The sequence below is a fragment of the Microbulbifer elongatus genome (assembly GCF_020524885.1).
Lineage (GTDB): Bacteria > Pseudomonadota > Gammaproteobacteria > Pseudomonadales > Cellvibrionaceae > Microbulbifer > Microbulbifer elongatus_A.
This window is the reverse complement of the sequence record NZ_JAIVKJ010000001.1, coordinates 444427-461366: the sequence shown is the minus strand read 5'-3', so window position 1 is coordinate 461366 and position 16940 is coordinate 444427. Positions and strand designations below refer to the sequence as shown.

At 54.7% G+C, this 16940-nt stretch carries 12 protein-coding genes; 4 read left to right on the top strand and 8 right to left on the bottom strand.

What is annotated here, in order from left to right:
• Positions 1–2 precede the first annotated feature (2 nt).
• The 5 genes from LC059_RS01795 to LC059_RS01775 all read right to left on the bottom strand — a co-directional run bounded on the left by LC059_RS01795 (position 3) and on the right by LC059_RS01775 (position 7639).
• Positions 3–1760, bottom strand: coding sequence for a DEAD/DEAH box helicase (locus LC059_RS01795; RefSeq protein WP_226702117.1), 1758 nt, complete (start codon positions 1758–1760; stop codon positions 3–5).
• 290 nt (positions 1761–2050) lie between these two features.
• Positions 2051–3301 (bottom strand): capsule biosynthesis protein, encoded by a 1251-nt coding sequence (locus tag LC059_RS01790; RefSeq protein WP_226702116.1) that lies wholly within the window; start codon positions 3299–3301, stop codon positions 2051–2053.
• A 214-nt stretch (positions 3302–3515) separates the two neighbouring features.
• Positions 3516–4514 (bottom strand): phytanoyl-CoA dioxygenase family protein, encoded by a 999-nt coding sequence (locus LC059_RS01785; RefSeq protein WP_226702115.1) that lies wholly within the window; start codon positions 4512–4514, stop codon positions 3516–3518.
• A 60-nt stretch (positions 4515–4574) separates the two neighbouring features.
• Positions 4575–6653 carry a capsular polysaccharide biosynthesis protein gene (locus LC059_RS01780; RefSeq protein WP_226702114.1) on the bottom strand — a complete coding sequence of 693 codons (2079 nt, stop codon included), beginning with the start codon at positions 6651–6653 and terminating at the stop codon, positions 4575–4577.
• Entirely contained in the window at positions 6644–7639 is a 996-nt protein-coding gene (locus LC059_RS01775; protein WP_226702113.1) for a glycosyltransferase family 1 protein, read from the bottom strand. The genes LC059_RS01780 and LC059_RS01775 overlap by 10 nt, the downstream gene beginning before the upstream one ends.
• A gap of 380 nt (positions 7640–8019) precedes the next feature.
• On the opposite strand from LC059_RS01775, the gene LC059_RS01770 reads away from it, so the two are divergent.
• From LC059_RS01770 to LC059_RS01755, 4 genes are all read left to right on the top strand, one after another.
• On the top strand, positions 8020–8907 hold the full coding sequence (locus LC059_RS01770) for a hypothetical protein (protein WP_226702112.1): 888 nt from the start codon (positions 8020–8022) through the stop codon (positions 8905–8907).
• Positions 8908–8944: 37 nt separating this feature from the next.
• Positions 8945–10123 carry a hypothetical protein gene (locus tag LC059_RS01765; RefSeq protein WP_226702111.1) on the top strand — a complete coding sequence of 393 codons (1179 nt, stop codon included), beginning with the start codon at positions 8945–8947 and terminating at the stop codon, positions 10121–10123.
• 207 nt (positions 10124–10330) lie between these two features.
• A complete protein-coding gene (locus LC059_RS01760; protein WP_226702110.1) occupies positions 10331–10666 on the top strand; it encodes a type II toxin-antitoxin system RelE/ParE family toxin in 336 nt (111 codons plus the stop codon).
• Complete coding sequence (locus tag LC059_RS01755) at positions 10656–10964, top strand: addiction module antidote protein (RefSeq protein WP_226702109.1); 309 nt, start codon at positions 10656–10658, stop codon at positions 10962–10964. The genes LC059_RS01760 and LC059_RS01755 overlap by 11 nt, the downstream gene beginning before the upstream one ends.
• 10 nt (positions 10965–10974) lie before the next feature.
• Here the strand turns inward: LC059_RS01755 and LC059_RS01750 are convergent, their stop codons facing one another.
• The 3 genes from LC059_RS01750 to LC059_RS01740 all read right to left on the bottom strand — a co-directional run bounded on the left by LC059_RS01750 (position 10975) and on the right by LC059_RS01740 (position 16419).
• On the bottom strand, positions 10975–12708 hold the full coding sequence (locus tag LC059_RS01750) for an SLC13 family permease (protein ID WP_226702108.1): 1734 nt from the start codon (positions 12706–12708) through the stop codon (positions 10975–10977).
• A gap of 43 nt (positions 12709–12751) precedes the next feature.
• On the bottom strand, positions 12752–15031 hold the full coding sequence (locus LC059_RS01745) for a glycosyltransferase family 2 protein (protein WP_226702107.1): 2280 nt from the start codon (positions 15029–15031) through the stop codon (positions 12752–12754).
• Between the two features lie 83 nt (positions 15032–15114).
• Positions 15115–16419: a hypothetical protein gene (locus tag LC059_RS01740; RefSeq protein WP_226702106.1), complete on the bottom strand. Its 1305-nt coding sequence runs from the start codon at positions 16417–16419 to the stop codon at positions 15115–15117.
• Positions 16420–16940 lie beyond the last annotated feature (521 nt).

The window sequence follows — 16940 nt, the reverse complement described above, 5'->3', positions numbered from 1 at the left end:
ACTTAATCGCGCGGCTTCTTCGGCTTGCGCTTTTTCGCTGTAAACGGCTTGTCGCCCTTACCGCTTCCGCCCTGTTCGGAATACTTGGCAATGTTCATCGGTCGACCGTTGACCCGCACTTTCTTCAGGTGATTGAAGATTTCCTTGGGCATACCTTCCGGCAAGTCCACAGTAGTGTAGTCTGGGTAAATCTCGATGCGACCGATGTAGGAGCTATCCAGGTCCACCTCATTGGCGATGGCACCAACAACGCTGCCCGGACGTACGCCGTGGTCACGGCCTACTTCAATACGGAAGCGCTCTTTGCCTTCGTCGGGCGGACCAACGTGTTTCTGTTTATCAAACGGTTTTTTGTCTCGCTTGTTGCGCTTGCGGTCATCTCGATCGTCAAAACGGTCGCCGCGATCCTTGAACTCCTTCTGCTTTGGCTCGCGCTCGTCCAGCAACAGCGGCTGGTCGCCCTGGGCCATGGCGGCGAGGGCGGCAGCTACGTCCAGCGGATCCACCTCGTTTTCCGACAGAAACTGATCGACCAGATCGCGGAAGGGTGCCAGATCGCTGTCGCTTCCCAGAGTATCGGTAATACGCTGGCGGAATTTTTCCATACGCGACGCATTTACCGCCTTGGCGGTGGGCAGTTCGAGGCGTTCGATCGGCTTTTTGGTGGCCTTCTCGATAATCCGCAGCATACGGCGCTCACGCGGTGCCACAAACAGAATCGCATCACCCTCGCGCCCGGCGCGGCCGGTACGACCAATACGGTGGATATAGGCCTCGGTATCGTACGGGATGTCGTAGTTAATCACGTGGCTGATGCGTTTTACATCCAGGCCTCGCGCGGCCACATCGGTGGCCACCACGATATCCAGCCGGCCTTTTTTCAGCTTGTCGATCACCTGCTCGCGCAGGTTCTGCGCCATGTCACCGTTCAGCGCAGCACTGGCAAAACCGCGCGCGGCGAGTTTGTCGGCAATCTCCACAGTAGCGTTCTTGGTGCGCACGAAAATGATGGTGCCATCCACAGGCTCCGCTTCCAGAATACGGGTCAGCGCGTCCATCTTGTGCAGGCCGCCCACCGGCCAGTAACGCTGGCGGATGGTATCGGCAGTCTTGGTTTTCACCTTGATTTTCACGTCCACCGGGTTGTCCAGGTGGTCGCGTGCGATTTTGGCGATCTCGCGGGGCATGGTGGCGGAGAAGAGCGCGATCTGGCGCTCATCGGGAATCTGCTCAAGTACCCATTCCACGTCGTCGATAAAGCCCATGCGCAGCATTTCGTCGGCTTCGTCGAGAACCAGAGTCTTGAGGTTGGACAGGTCCAGGGTGCCCTTTCGCATGTGGTCCATCACCCGGCCGGGGGTGCCGACGACCAGCTGCACACCGCGCTTCAGTTGCTGGATCTGGCCGCGGTAGTCCGCGCCACCGTAGATAGGTGCAACGTGAAAACCCTTGAGGTTAGCCGCGTAGGACTGGCAGGCCTCGGCCACCTGGATGGCCAGTTCGCGGGTTGGTGCCAGCACCAGAGCCTGGGGGCGCTTGCTTTTCAGGTCGAGGCTCGCCAGCAGGGGCAAAGCAAATGCCGCTGTTTTGCCCGTTCCTGTCTGTGCCTGGCCCAGTACGTCGCGGCCTTCCAGCAGTGACGGAATCGTCTGCGCCTGGATGGGGGACGGGGTTTCGTAGCCAAGCTTGGTGACAGCGTCGAGAATTTCAGCGGGCAGGCCCAACTGGTCAAAACCAGTGGCCGTGGGAGTATCGGTCATATTGGAGTTCACTTGAATGTATCTAAAGGCCGGGCCGGGCGATGTGGCCCGCAAGGGTAACCATAGCGCACGGCAGAGGATTGCTGGGCAAGGCGAAGAAGCCCATTAATAGCACCGGCTATTTCAAGCTTATTCAACTCAGAGACAGGAGCCTGTGGCGAGGAGGTCTGTTACCCAATACATCTGATGTCCCGCTCGGGGCCGCGCATTGGCGGTGGAGACAAAAGGCTGCGCAGTCTACCAGTTTGGCGGCAGACTGCCAGTTTATTTTTTGATCGAAAGGAGACTCGTCAGGCTGCGAGGTACTCTTCCTCGTCCGCAATCTGTGGAAGCGGGCGCTCGATACCGGATACCAGCACAGGCGCCATGCGCAACCAGGCTTGCTCGACCGCATGGTCCATATCCTTGAAGAAGCTGCCGTCCAACTGGGTACGTTCGTAAAGATAGGTGCGGAACTGGCGGAAAAGTTGCGAATCCACCGGCTGAGCCGACTGCCAGAACTCGCTGAGCGCCCCCTGGTGCGTCAACCCGCGCTGATTGTAGAGCGCGCAACCAAGTGTAATGGTTGGCAACTTGTGCAGCAGTCCGGAAATACCCACCGTGCTGTTGATGGTAATCAGCCCCTTGGCGTGTTTGAACAGCGTTGGCAGGTGCAGGTCATGGCAGTAAACAATACGCCCGGACACCTTGTGCTCTCGCGCTAACCGGTTAATCAGCTTGCCGTAGTGACAAAAACCACGGTCCATCGGGTGGTGTTTGATCACCAGCAACTCGTTCTCTGCCGCGCCCTGGGCAAAGGAGCGGACGACCTCGGCAATGGAGTCTTCGATACTGTCGTAAGCGGAGTGCTCGCGGATCTGGAAATCGTCCTGGGTCTGCAGCGCGTAGAGATAAAACTCGCCGTCGTGACGCTCCACCAGTGCGTTGAGGTATTTCCGCTGGGTCAGCTTGTACAAACCCTTGCGGTAAAAACTTTTCAGCCAGCAGATACCTTCCTGCACGCAGTTGCGCGGCCGGTGATGGCGGTAGCCGGAAAACTCGCGGCGGAAGAAGCAGGAAGTGACGTAATAGGCAATGGCGAACCAAGCGCGCTGCCAGAAGGTCTGCCCGATATGCACCTTGCCGCTGCGGCCGTGCGGCTGGTAACGCTGGACCGCCTCCGGGCTCCAGTCGATGCCAGAAAAGCCATTGACACCACCCTGCTCAAGGGTGACAAAGTCCGGGCGGAGGTAACCCTCTTCAAACGCCCAGAAAGAAACCCCCTGCTCATCGCAGATGGCGCGGGCTTCGCGGTGGTAATAACGGCAGTCGCCATAGACAACCACAGCGCGGATATCGTGCTGGCGCAGGTAACCGGCAAAGTACTCCGGCCAGCCTGCCTGGCCACCGGAATAGCTCAACTGACGATCGGCCCACCCAAACAGGCGGTCCCCACCATTAAAATTGATCTTGTGTGTTTCCAGACCACGCGCGGAAAAATACCGGGCGCAACGCGCAAAGAAAGGACCATGCGGCCCCTGCAAGAATACGACCCCTGACATTAATCCCCACTTAGCCCCACGACAAAAATTGCCGCCCCCCGGGCCACTACAAGTGTGCAGGTAGCCCCTGCACCCCCAATTAAGTACTTACGACCAAATACGGCCTAAAAATAAGCAAAATACGCCAAAAAATGTGAAAGACAGCGCATAACTGGCGCAGAATCATACAGAATTACAAGTCACTTGTCTTCCTATACTGAGCCGCTAATACGCACTATCTGCTGAATTTTCCGCCAAAGTTCCTCTGCTCGCCACTGACCAGCTTGGCGCGATCCAGCTTTTGCAGAACCTTGGACCAGCCCCACTCAAATGCCCGCGCCGTGGACTCTGGCCACAGTGTAAACAGCGGATTGAACGGGTTATCCCGCGCCTGCATCCACACCGTCATGCGGTGGGATTTCTCCGCCGCTTCCCCACGTCGGTGAAAGCCATATACATTCGCCACCACCAGCGTATTCGCCGGCACATGAAACACTTTCGGCTGAAAACCCATTTCCTGCAGGTCTTCTGCGCTCACCCTGAAAGAGCCATCCCAGTACCTGGCCGGATCCCGAGCGTCGCCGCGCTTACAGGCCTCCAGGCTCTGCCGGTACTCCCACTTCAGGCGCCGCCAGCTCAGGCAGTGGGAACCGGGCACATACTCAAAGGGCCCGTTGCTGTTGTCGGTATCATCAAGGTACAGCCAGCCCTTCACGCAAGGATGAAAGGTATCTGCGTGCATATCCCGCTGCGGATCCGGGCGCGGTACTACATTGGCGTGGTTACAGAGGTTTTCCACGTAGTACAGCGGCCGTCGATTTTTGGACGAGCAGTAACGCATCAGCCGGTCGAGCCGCGGGCTTTCAACCAGCGCCCGCATTGCGGGCATCCGGCCCCGCTCGGCCCCGGTAATGAACACCCGCTGGGTCAGCGTGGTGCCCTCGACAAACTCCCGCACATTTCCTTCATAGCTTTGCAATTCACGCGCCAACTTGTCGAACTCAGCGTCAGGAAGGAAGTTATATTTGAGGATAAAGCCGTGTTTGCGGAAGTGGCGCCGGTCTTCAGCAGGTACCAGCGGTGACAGCAGCAACAGTCGGAAGCGGAACAGGCCATGGGCAAATACGACGCGCAGCACATGCAGGCCAAAGCGGTTCAGCCAGTAACTACCGATGATGGGATTGTTCTTGAAGCTTTTGCCCCAGGACACCAGCTCGAGGAGCCATTTGGGCAATAGATAGAACTTCTTTATAAATCTTGAGCTCACGTACGACGAAACCGTGATGTTGTTGGATTAGCGCCTGAAAAACCGATTGCGCACTATACGGTAAAGCGCGCGTCGCCACCCAACCTGTTCCGCATTTTTCCTTTTTTCATCCAGTATTTGCACCGCAGTTTCAACATCCACGATGTCACCACTTTGTGGATCCACATACGTCGGGTACAGAATCAGTGTCGCCGCCACCAGTTCATCCAGTGTGCGCTTACGACCACGTGCCCGCAGACAGCGGCGCACTGCGGCGAGTTCAGCCAACGCGCCCGGTGCACCTTTATTACCATCATCATCGCCACTGAGCAGGCGATCCTCGCTCAGGCCCCAGCCTGCATAAAATGGCAGGCCATAGGTCACCACCTTCACCCCGCGCAGCAACGCCTCAAACCCACTGAGAGAACACAAGGTGTGCACTTGGTCCACCCGCGCCAGCAAGGTCGGCATCGGGATATCCGTAACCATCTGGTCATACAGCTCGCCAACGTCGCCAGCCAATGCCCCCACACGCCCACCGGCCAGCACATCCGGGTGCGGCTTATAAATGATGTGCGCCTCCGGGTTTGCCCGGCGCACCTGCTCCAGCAGCTGTCGGTTACTTTTAAGCCATGGGGAGCCGTGGGCGATGGATGCATCGCTCTCCACCTGCCCCGGCACCAGAATGACAGTGCGATCTTCAGGCAGAGCGAGCTCTGACGCCTGCCCGCCCACGTTGTACTTGCTCAGCTGCCGGCTAACCAGCAGCTCCCGCAGCGCTGCCGCTCGGGCGCACAGCTCAGAATCGAATTCTGTGCTCTTCAGAATTGACTCGAGATCAGAAGGCCGCGACGCATCGTAATAAATACCCTGCCCATCCAGCACCAGGGACAGAGGGCGCACCAGGTCCGATCCCAGGCCCACCGAGCGCAGGAATCCGTCTTCCAACCGCCACAGTGGCAACCGCGCTTTTTTACAGGCCGCCACCAACGACTCTGGCAAACTGCTGGCCCAGGCCACAACCTGAGTACCCTGCGGACAATTAGCAACGGCGTCAGACTCTAACCCGGCAAACTGCATCCGCTGCGGACGCCCGAGAAAATCGGGTACAAAGCCCCGCTTCCAGGGAGAAAAACCAAGCCCCAGCCAGGGCCCGGCCACTTGCTGGCGCCTGCCCCTCTGCTCGGCAATCAGGCGGATGGTATCTTCCAGCTCACAGCGTTTGCCGGTGTAGGGATTGATATAACGGCAATAGCGCAGGTAGGCAGCGGCGAACACCTGCTCCAGTGACCGGTTTTGCCCGCGCCGCGCACAGGTCTGCGTATCCTCTGTCAGTCCCCAGCCCGCAAAGAATGGCAGCCCGAAACAATGCACCGGCTTGCCGGCCAGCAGCGCGTCAAAGCCGAACTGACTGGTGGCGACATAGACTTTGTCCACCGCATCCAATAGCGCCCAGGGAGAAATATCCTCCGACCACACACGGCAGTTATGTAAGCGCGCGGCATCCAGCAGATACCCGCGCTTCTTGCGAGCAATCACATCCGGGTGCACCTTGACCACCACCTCCGCACCGGGATTGTCGGCAATGGCCGCTTTCAACATGCGGGTAAAACTCGACGCATCGGCACCACCGTAGGTGATCGCCGCATCGCCAAAGGTCTGGTCAACGACCAGTACTCGGGGGCGCTCATCCGGCCAGATGACGGGGGTATCCGGAGCACAGTTGTATTTCGACAGGCGGTGCTCTCGCAGTAGCTCGATACCGTTGCGGGCACGCGCCAGCTCTTCGCCCGAGAAATCTGCCGCAAGGATCAGGTTCTCCAGGTCACTCGGCGCGGTCGCGTCGTAGTAAATGCCAGTGTGATCAACGATCAAGCTGTGCAGCGGTGCACCCTGCACACCCAGCCCATAGGAGCGCAGAAAGCCATCTTCCAGGCTGACAAACGGCAATCCGGTCTCGGCGGCAATCTTGCGCGCGCGTGCCGCCGTGGGCTTGCGCCCCCAGCCGGCGATATGGGTTGTTCCCTGAGCCGGACGCCAGGCAAACCAGTAGCTGGATGCCTCCAACAGGGCGTCAAGATAGGGAATCCGCTTCAGGCCGCGGACACAGTAACCGACTACAGACACGTGCGAGCCTCATTCAACATCTGCTTGCGAACACTTCGGTCCGCGGCCAGCTGCAGGATTGCGTCCGCCCAAGTCCCCTGATCCATTGGTAATAGCAAACCATTTTCCCGGTGGCGCACCACCTCCCCATACACAGGCCCGGCCGCGTATATACCCACGGCCCCGGCCAGAGTAATGTCCAGAAATTTGGTGTGGGCGCGGGCGCGGTTAAATGGGCTATTCAATAGCGGCGCCAAGCCGATACTGCGGCCGGGGCGCCGAAGCAGTGACTGATAAGAATCCCACTTCATTGGGTGCAATACCTGCACACGGGGTAACCCCTTGAATAAACGGTTAACGCTGCTGTTGCCGATCACTTCGAACACAATGCGCTCGTCTGCGGCCAATACCCGCTCAATTACCGAGCGCAGCCATTTGAGATCCGCACCGTGGGAGGCAGAGCCGTGATAGAACACGGTAATCGGCGCAGAGTCAGAGAAGTCCACATCTTCCCGCTCCAGCAACGGCAGTAATGCCGCAGGGACCTGTGGTGCCAGCAACTGCGGCTGCCACTCGGAATAACGCTGTTGAAGATACGGGGTAGACACCAGCAGCTTCGCACCCATTGCACGCAACCACGACTGATGCCGCCAGCTCAGGCGCAACAGCTTCCATTGATAGCGCAACGGCATACGGGCAAAGGAAGACCAGCTGAACAGGTCGTCGTCCATAAACAAGTGCACGCCCGCAATTTCATAGCGGCTGGCAGTAATCAGGCGGCGCCATGCATTGGGGATATAGCGGACGAACAGCACCTGGGCACCGCGAAGCGCGCCGGGTTCCGGCAGCTCCGCAAACCCGCGGCGCTCAACGGAATGGCCCTGTGCGTGCAGGAAAGGCAGCACGAAATAGTCGGAAGACGGGTTGGCGTTTTCCTCGACCACGATCCAGTGCGCTGCCTGTGCAGGGGAGGCAGCAACTATCTGCGTATTATCACTGTCTATCAATTTATTAATTCTTCGGGTCGGGCGTAAATAGGCAGCAATTATGCCAAAAGCATCCCCAAAGTGCTCTCTGCTTCGCCCCCGGATTCCATATAAATTGATACAAACAGGGCTCACAACTCAGCCGGGCTAAAGATGTGTAGGCCAACACTGACCGGTCAAACTCCAAAGTTATACTCCCAAAAGTAGAAAGTGGGCATATAACTCGCACCGCCACCTTCACGGTGAAATCAGACCGTCCAAGTTGCACGAAGGTGCCTGCTTTTCTTTCAGAAAAGACTCCAATTTGCACCCTACTCCGTTGAATCCACTCGGCCTCCCCGGTAGCATTTCCACACATATTAAATGGAATATCGCTGGCCCAAGGACGGCCCTGGAAGCCCATGCTGAAAAGACTCTTCGCCTCCCGCAAGCACCCCTACATTCCCGGCCTCAACCTCCCGGAAAAAATCGAGATCGATTTATCCGGCAGCAAGCTGACCATGTTGATGCCGCCGCATTCCAACTACCAGGGATTTGCCGGCAAAGAGCCGCCGGAACGGGTGAATATCTATGACAACGGGGAGTATGTCGATGATAGTCCGCTACCGGAATGGCAACGTGAAGGAAAGTCATACCGAAGCTTATTGAACCGCCGGTGGGAGCTTTACGGCCCGCCTTGGCGCGACAGACCATATGGCAACATCCAATTTGATGTCAGTATCTCGCGTTACGATTCCCTGCCCGAGGGCATGAGCGCGTTCAACCCCAATCACTTCGAACAGATGGCCATGCGCACTCTGTGGTTCACTGGGCCAGCACAACCCGATATGGGCAAATTCCGCTCGCCAATCAACTGGAAAATGGATACCAGAGAGTCCGGCTCCCCCTGGCTCTACTATGAATACCAGCCCGACTACTCCAACAACCCGAACCCGCCACCGGAATTTATGCACACCTACCGGGGCGGTTGCCTGCGCACCCCGCTGGACGATCACTACTACCTGAATTTCGGTTACAGCTACCTTGGCTACGCCCCGATAGAAATCTGCCTGAAACACATGAATGCGCTGACTAGCAGGGTGCTCAGTTCGGCAATCCTGGAGCTGGGGCCAACAGCAAAAAGAAAATTAGCGGAGGCCAAGCGCAAGTGGCCTAGCGCCCCGATCAACAGAAACCGCGAGCCGGAACCCTGGATTTACCCGGAATGGCGCGACGGTGACGAAGACACGGGCGAGGATCATATCGTGATCCTCAAGCCCGGCAGCCCACCACCGCCCCTGACCCCCTAATCAACTTTTCCCATTACATCAAAGACAAGGAACCGTCATGCAAGGTGAAACCAAAACATGGAAGCTGATCATCGGTCGAGACAGCCATAACGTCAGCCGTAGAGTATATATCCTGCACACCCAGCAAAAGAACTGGCAAAAGATCTTGCGCGATCAGCAAGGTAATTACTACCTGACCAGCGTCGCCAGAGCTGTTTACTCTCTCAGTGGTATTGCTGTAGGGCGTAAACTCCGAAGCGAAAAGCTGGTCTTCGATGGGGCAGCTATCCACTACGAACTGGACGGTGACGGCGATGTACTGATTATTGGCCTCGAAGTTAACAGTGACTACAAGCCAGAGCGAGGCCAACAAATCACGGGACTCTATGAGGTGCGGCGCTTAGAAAATAAAGATGGTAGCCACAAGTGGACGACTCGAGGTGAAGCGAAAACCAAGATGGCCCTATCCCACCGCTGGAACAACTCCCACTATGCCGCAGTAAGTGGCAAGTTCGACAGCAAGGAAGACGCTGGCAGTCTGCTGATCAATCACATCAGCAATGCCTACCGAGCCGGAGTAAAAGAACACGAGATTCACCGCCCAAACAACCACTACTCCCTCTACTGGCAAAACGGCAACCACAAAAGCGACCGTCAGAGAGACCATCTGGTGTCCCTGGTACAACAGGCCCTCGCAGTCGGCGCCCGGGTAAACTGGCTGGTGCATGGCGAAGGCGCAACCACCTTTGTCCGCGCTATGCAGGTGCTGGAAAACCGCCTTTCCCCCGCGCCTGTCGCACCCGCGCGAGAAAAAGAATTGCGCGAAAACCTCAAGCTGCAAAGCATCTTTTTCTCTAACCCCCGCGGCAAGGACACAGGCCGGGGAAAACTGGAAGCATTGAGTAAGAAAGTGGGCTTCGATTACCTGGACACCAACATCAATCCCGGCGATGTATTTCACAACCCGGACGCCCGCAGCGCGGCGCTCGGCAAAGGTGGAGGTTTTATCGGCGCTGTCACCCTGAGCGGTGCCGCCGGCACCCTGGGTGCCGAAGATATCCTGAAGAGTTTTGCTCAGGCCGTGAACGCCGACACCGTAGGCTGGAGTGCCGCGACACTGGTTGCGGGTTATCTGGTGGTGCGCGACAAAATAAAAGTGAACAGCGGCTACGCCCGCAACCTGCCCGGATTCTTCAGCAGCACCTTCGGGAATGGCAACCAGCGCTGGGTGGGTTGATACCACCCGACGTGGAAGATCGCACTCAATCGCACCGCGCAAATTCTGATCAGGAGGTGGCAGAAGAAGAAATGCCACTGACCACACCTTCACACCTGGAATACGCTGGCAAAGTGGGACCAATCAGTCACCCGTGCTTTATAGCGGGCCAGCCAAGAAAATACTTGCAATTAGTATCCTTCAGGATACACTTCAGGTTAGGTGGACATGACAAACACGATCAATGAATACACCGACGAACACGGTAAGAGCCCTTATGCCGACTGGCTAAGGGAGTTGCGTGACCCAAAAGCGAAAGCGAAGGTCATCATGCAGGTCGATCGTATGGAGTTGGGATTGTTCGGTGATTCTCAACCGATCGGCGCCGGACTCAGCGAGCTGAGAATCCACTATGGCCCTGGCTATCGTGTGTATTATGGCAAGGAAGGGCAGCAGATCTACCTGCTGCTCTGTGGTGGCGACAAGTCCACGCAATCAAGTGATATCCAGCAGGCAAAAATCTACTGGCAAGAACACAAGCGGAGGCACCCGGATGGCGCGTAATGTCAGAGCGACACACAATGAGCACCTGCGCAACCCTGAAGTCGCGGCAGAATACCTGAGCGAAGCGCTGGAAGAAGGGAATGCGGCCGAGATCCTGATGGCGTTACGTAATATTGCGGAAGCACAGGAAGATGGTATTACCGGCCTGGCAAACCGCTCCCATCTGGGCCGTGAAAGTATGTACAAAATGCTGTCAGCAAGCGGAAACCCAAAGCTGTCCAGTTTTACTAAAGTAATTCACGCCCTAGGACTGAAGTTAAGAGTTGAAACCGACACAGCCCCCCACAAGGCAGCCTGATGCAAGGCGCTTAGGCAGAAAACGGGAAGACCAGCGGCAACATTATCAAAACAGTGATTGAGTAGGCGAACGTCAACGGAAGCCCGGCGCGCACGAAATCCCGCAGGTGGTATCCACCCAGGTTCTGCACCATCAGGTTAGTCTGGTAGCCAAATGGGGTGAGGAAGCTGGCGCTGGCCCCATAGGCCACCGCCATCACGAACGGCATCCAGCTTACGCCGAAGCTCTCCGCCAGGCTCCAGGCCAGGGGAAACGCCAATGCCGCGGCGGCATTGTTGGTCATCAGCTCGGTGAGCGCCAGGGTTAAAAAGAACACCCCGACCAGTGCAAGGTAAGGGCCGCCCCCCTGCACCAACCCGCGTAATCCTTCCGCTAGCGCGGTTGCCAAACCGCTCCCGGAAAAAGCCTCAGCCAGTACCAGGGCGCTGGCGATAATCAGCCAGATCTGGAACGGGAAGCGGCGCTGTAACTCGGTGGTGCTGACAATACCCAGCGCGATCATCCCACCCAATAACAGCACCAACCCCTTCAACAGGGAAAAATACCCCATGGCGGCACCGGCCACCATGCCGATGAACCCGAGGCCCAGCAGCCAGCTGTCACGGCGGGAGAGCTCGCGCTGTACCGCGTTGCCGCTGACCACATAAAAATTCTTGTCGATATTGCGGTGATGCTTGAAGTCCGGTCCCACCGCCAGCAAAAGGGCATCCCCGGCCTGCAATCGTTTTTCTCCCAGCTTGCCCGACAGACGGTCACCACCGCGACGCATGGCTACAACAGCCGCATCAAAGCGGGTACGGAACTGGCAGCTTTTCAGGGTCTCCCCAACAATGCTGGAACTCGGGGTTAGTACCACCTCAATCATATCCAGCTCGAGCCGCTCGTCTTCCAGCGCAAACTGGTGCAAACCGGGAATATCCTGCAAACGGCCAATATCCCGCACATCGCCACTGAAAATCAGCTTGTCGCCGGATTTGACGATCTCCGTCGGCGCCACCGGACTGATGGTGCGCCGGCCGCGTACGATCTCCACTAGGTACAGTGTCTCCAGCTGCCGCAGCCCGTTCTGCTCTACGGTTTTACTATCGAGCGGAGAGTCCTCCTCCACCTCGGCCTCCAGCAGGTATTCGGTGATCGCCTCCTGTACACCGCGGCCTTCGGGCAGCAGGCGATTGCACAGCAACAGTACCACCAGACCCACTGCCAATACCGCCAGCCCTACCGGCAGAAAGACAAAGAAGTCCAGCCCCGGCTCGCCGCGATCCAGCACGAAGCTGTTCACAATGAGGTTGGTGGAGGTACCGATTAAGGTGAGCGTGCCCCCGAGAATGGCGGCATAGGAGAGGGGAATCAGCAGCTTTCCCGCAGGGTAGCGGCGCTGCTTTTTAACACCAGAAGCCAGCGCAGCAACCACCGCCGTATTGTTCAGAAAGGCCGAGCTAAGAGCCGTTGCCGCCGTGAGCCGCATCAGGCTACCGTTCAGAGAACCGTTTATGAGGCGATCGGACACTAACCTCAGCCAACTTGCTTTTTCCAGGCCGACGGATAAAAGCATCAGGGCAATCAGTGTAACGAGGCCCGGGTTTACTGCTTTCTGCAACACTGCTTCAGCAGGAACCAGTCCCGCTACAAAACAAACAGCTGCACCCGACGCGAAAACCAGAGACGGCCGGGTACGGGTAAAGATCAGAAAGGCTATGATCGAAAAGAAAATGCCGGCGACCGAAAACTGGCTAAGCGTCATAACTTTGCAACAATCGCTGCCTCGAGATTCATGTGAAAGTGCATCATGCTAAGGAGAAGTCTTCATGAATTAGCGTAAGGTTCGGATTATAAGCAGGATCAGAATCGAGCTTTGGCCCCCACTGCTTGCGCATATACTCAGCCTCTTTCTGAGCACGCAGTCGCTTAGTCAACGTGTCATCAGCACCTCGAGAGACAGACTCATGGTGGTAGAGTTCAGCAAAGGGGGTCCAAAGGTTTCGGAAGCCAACCTCGCGAACTCGCATACAAAGATCGACGTCATTGAACGCGATGGCCAAGTTTTCAGATTCCAATCCTCCAACTTGGTCGAACACCGCCTTTCGTATCACTAAGCATGCACCTGTCACCGCTGACAAATTCTGCACCAAATTTAACCGCGAAAAGTATCCAAAATCATTTCGTCCGAAGTACTTATGAGCGTGCCCAGCAACACCACCAATACCTAGGATTACGCCCCCGTGTTGGATTGTGTCATTGGGGTAATACAACTTGGCACCAACACAACCGATCTCCGGACGGCAAGCGTGAGAAACCATTTCTGATAGCCATTCGGTATTGATTGGCTCTATATCATTGTTGACCAGAGCCAATAATTCGCCCCGGGCCTTTGTAGCACCAAAGTTATTGATGGCCGAGTAATTGAATGAGTGGTTCCAGCGATGCACGCTCACGCGAGGATCGGCGCTCATGCGTTCTAGATACTCGAGGGTTTTAAGACAAGTGGACTGGTTGTCCAAGATCAGGACCTCGAAATTAGGGTAGCTGGTGCGCTCGAGAATTGCATCCAAACAGGGCTTGAGTATCTCGTAGCCATCACGTGTCGGAATCAACAAACTAACAAGAGGTTCTGGCACCGGGATCGGGTAACGTATCCTGTAGGTGTTGGGCAATCGCCCCATTTCAGCCTTAGCACCAGGAATACTCGACTTAACTAGGTCCCTTAAGCCAGCCAAACCTGCCGCTCCCGTGTATGACTTGGCTTCTACCGACTGCGCCGTGGATCCGTTGCAAGACCGCCAGTGATATAAAATTCTCGGTATGTGAACAACGTTCCTAGAATCCAGATAAGGAAAACACCGGAGCAAAAGATCGTGGTCCTGACTACCCTCAAATCCTAAACGAAAACCTCCAACACGACGAACAAGTGACGTACTAAAAACGGCCAGATGACAGATATAGTTTTGTGACAAGAGTAGGTCAGGATTCCAAGCAGGCTTGAAATGAGGCTCGAAACGCTCCCCACTTTCACTGACCTTGTCTTCATCACTGTACAACAACTGCGCGCCAGGATTTACTAATATTTCACTGACGACACAGTGCAATGCGAAAGGTGCCAGAAGATCGTCATGATCCAAAAGAGCAACGTACTCACCACTGGCTAACTCAAGAGCGCTGTTACTGGCCGCCGAAATATGACCATTCTCTATCCGCTCTACGAGCCGAATACGGTTATCCTTCTCTACATACGACCTCAGGCAACTAAATACCTCAGGGTCGGAAGAGCAGTCGTCCGCGATACAAAGCTCCCACCGACGATATGATTGTCGAATTACAGATTCAATACAATCACGGAGATAGCTTACATCTGAATTGAAGGTAGGCAATAACAACGAAATCAGTGGCCCTGCGGGAATTGACTCGCACTGCAGCACATTCCGCTGTAACCGCTCTACGTTCTCGATCCAGTCAAGATAGTCCCGGCCACTTCTTAACCGGACAAAGGTGTCATCATAATGCGCCAGCAGCAAGCGCCATTGTTGCGTTTCATCTCTTGCACTACTGCGAATCAAATTTACAACTTCTGTTTTGTGTCGGCCTCGGTAGTGACGACTCATATTTACGAGACGCTGCGCCAAACGATCATAGGCAAACCAAGGAGCTAGGCGAATCAAATCAAAATGCGACACGGTGAATTGCCCCACAGACTGCATTGGCGAAAATCGAGTCGCCACGACCTTGCGAGGTAAAAACACGAGGCGCTTTGCGACCCTCCCAGATTTCACAGGAACAAGTACAGTCTTAGACGATCCTAAGTTACCACCAAAATCGAAGGAAATATTAGAATCACAAACTCCCTGATCATGCTCTAATTCAAGCTCGAGCATGTACCAACCTGCCAACAACTGACTACCAATCACACAAAATTGGGCTTCTTCACCTTTAGCTTCCCAGTGAAAACTAGAATTACCATCCTTACCCAGCATCTCTCGAGCAGCAGGCAGCAGGGCTTCAATGCCACCGCTAGGGTGCAGCCGATTCAAAAATCGGGCTCGAAACAAATTCCTCAAAAACCCAAACAACATAAAGCTAATTCTTTAACGAACAACAAAAAAACTCAACGCTTTGAAACGAGTACGATAACGGAGTACGAAACACGAAATAAAATTCAATTTACGGAATACTGATCGCAAATTGAAAAAACCCGATCGTGAATTTTGGCTATACCTTTGCCGGCAGGCCGCAATCGACGGGCAACATCAATAAACTGTCGCGCATCATCGATCCGTCCTATACGCTCAGAAAACAAAGCCAACTCACGAAGGATATCGGCCTTTCCAGAATCATCCGAAATACAAATACTCACCTGCCGACGAGTCAGGCTCCCTGCGCCTATCTTGGGCACGGAAAACGGAACACCCAGCAGGTCAGCTAACTTATACAACGAGTAACTACTATAATTTACTCTCGAGACCTCCGCCGCCACCAGAGGCCTCAACCTTGCCGAAAACTCTTCGTGTCCAAGCACATAACTCGCGACAGAGACCAAGGCCTCAAGTGGATTGGAATACGAAGACTCTGATTGAACACTAATACCACAACGTGATTCAAAAAAGCCCTCCGGGCAAAATTCTAAGACGCTTTCTTTCATGTAGCTATTTGTCCCTCGAAACTTATCCAGAAGTGCGTCAAACTGAGATTCAGACAACGTAAAACCACAACCTTCTTCACTTAGAGAATCATCAGAATATTTCTGAAGGGCCCAGTCTATCTTATGCGCCAGATCATGATGCTCCTTTGGCAAAACGTAATTCAGCAACCTTTTCATCTCAAGTGCAGAGCCTACGTAACTAGAATTAATCCGGCGCTCTTCAAGGCGAAAACTTGGAAATATATCTTCGGGGACTCCTATTAATCTAAGGAAGTCGAGTTCTATCTTCCTTCCCAAAAAGGCCTTCTTGCTATAAGGAAAAACCGTTAAATTATCCGAGCCAAAGCAACTAATCCACCGTCTAAAAATTTCACCGGAAACACCGTGAAGCTGCGTACCTAACTGTTGCTCAACGTATTCCTCAAGAGTCGAAATTGCATTATGCCTTTTAATCACCTGACAGTAATTCGAAATTACAGCCTCAACTGGAGATCGGAAGTAAGCAACCACCCTCACCTTCAGGTCACTGAACAATTCCCGCAACAATTCAGGCTTACCAAAAAAAGACTCACCAGACAACAACAAGCAGAGATTTCTCCGAGATGCCTCGTCCAACCATTCTGAAACCAAGTCACGAGCCTCCTCGACAGCACCTTGAAGCAAGGCTACGCCAAGCCGCACATGACCACCGGAAACTCCATTCGGGTCAAGGGAATGCTCGGGATAATAAAAACCAGCGCCCGCCAATTCTTCGCGATTCCCCAAGCAAAACTTTTGAATTGCGGATGACCCTGCTTTAGGTGCGCCAATGTGCAATAACACGTCATAAACCTGATCACTCTTGGGCTCAGCACTCTTACGTATTTGCTTCGGCTTCCTCAGCAACCTCATGAATCTAAAAACAGAACCGCTCAACTCAATTAACCTCACAACAGCGCGCAACAAATAAACCTTCACAGATCGGGCAGCATCAAAACTTGCCGATCCCGAAAAACCTGCAAAACAATCAACTCAAAGGTCAACCGAAAAATTTTCAGCACTCACAGAAAAATCTGTTAACCTCCGAGCCTCTCCGAAACGCAACTCCAAAATTTCCGTTAAGCAAGGTCCACAAATAGCCACGGGCCACGAACTAAAACCGGAAGAACACTACAAATGGAGCACAACCAAAAAAATGAATATTTTCGTCATCACCAAAAAAACGGTGCCAAAACTTCTCTACCTAAAAACAAAGACTAGAGCACAAGTCGGAGCAAGCTCAAATAGGCGCATGAAATCAGACTAAAATACGGCCAAGATAAAATTTCAGCATCCAATCATTCAAACTAAAAGCTATTTGACCA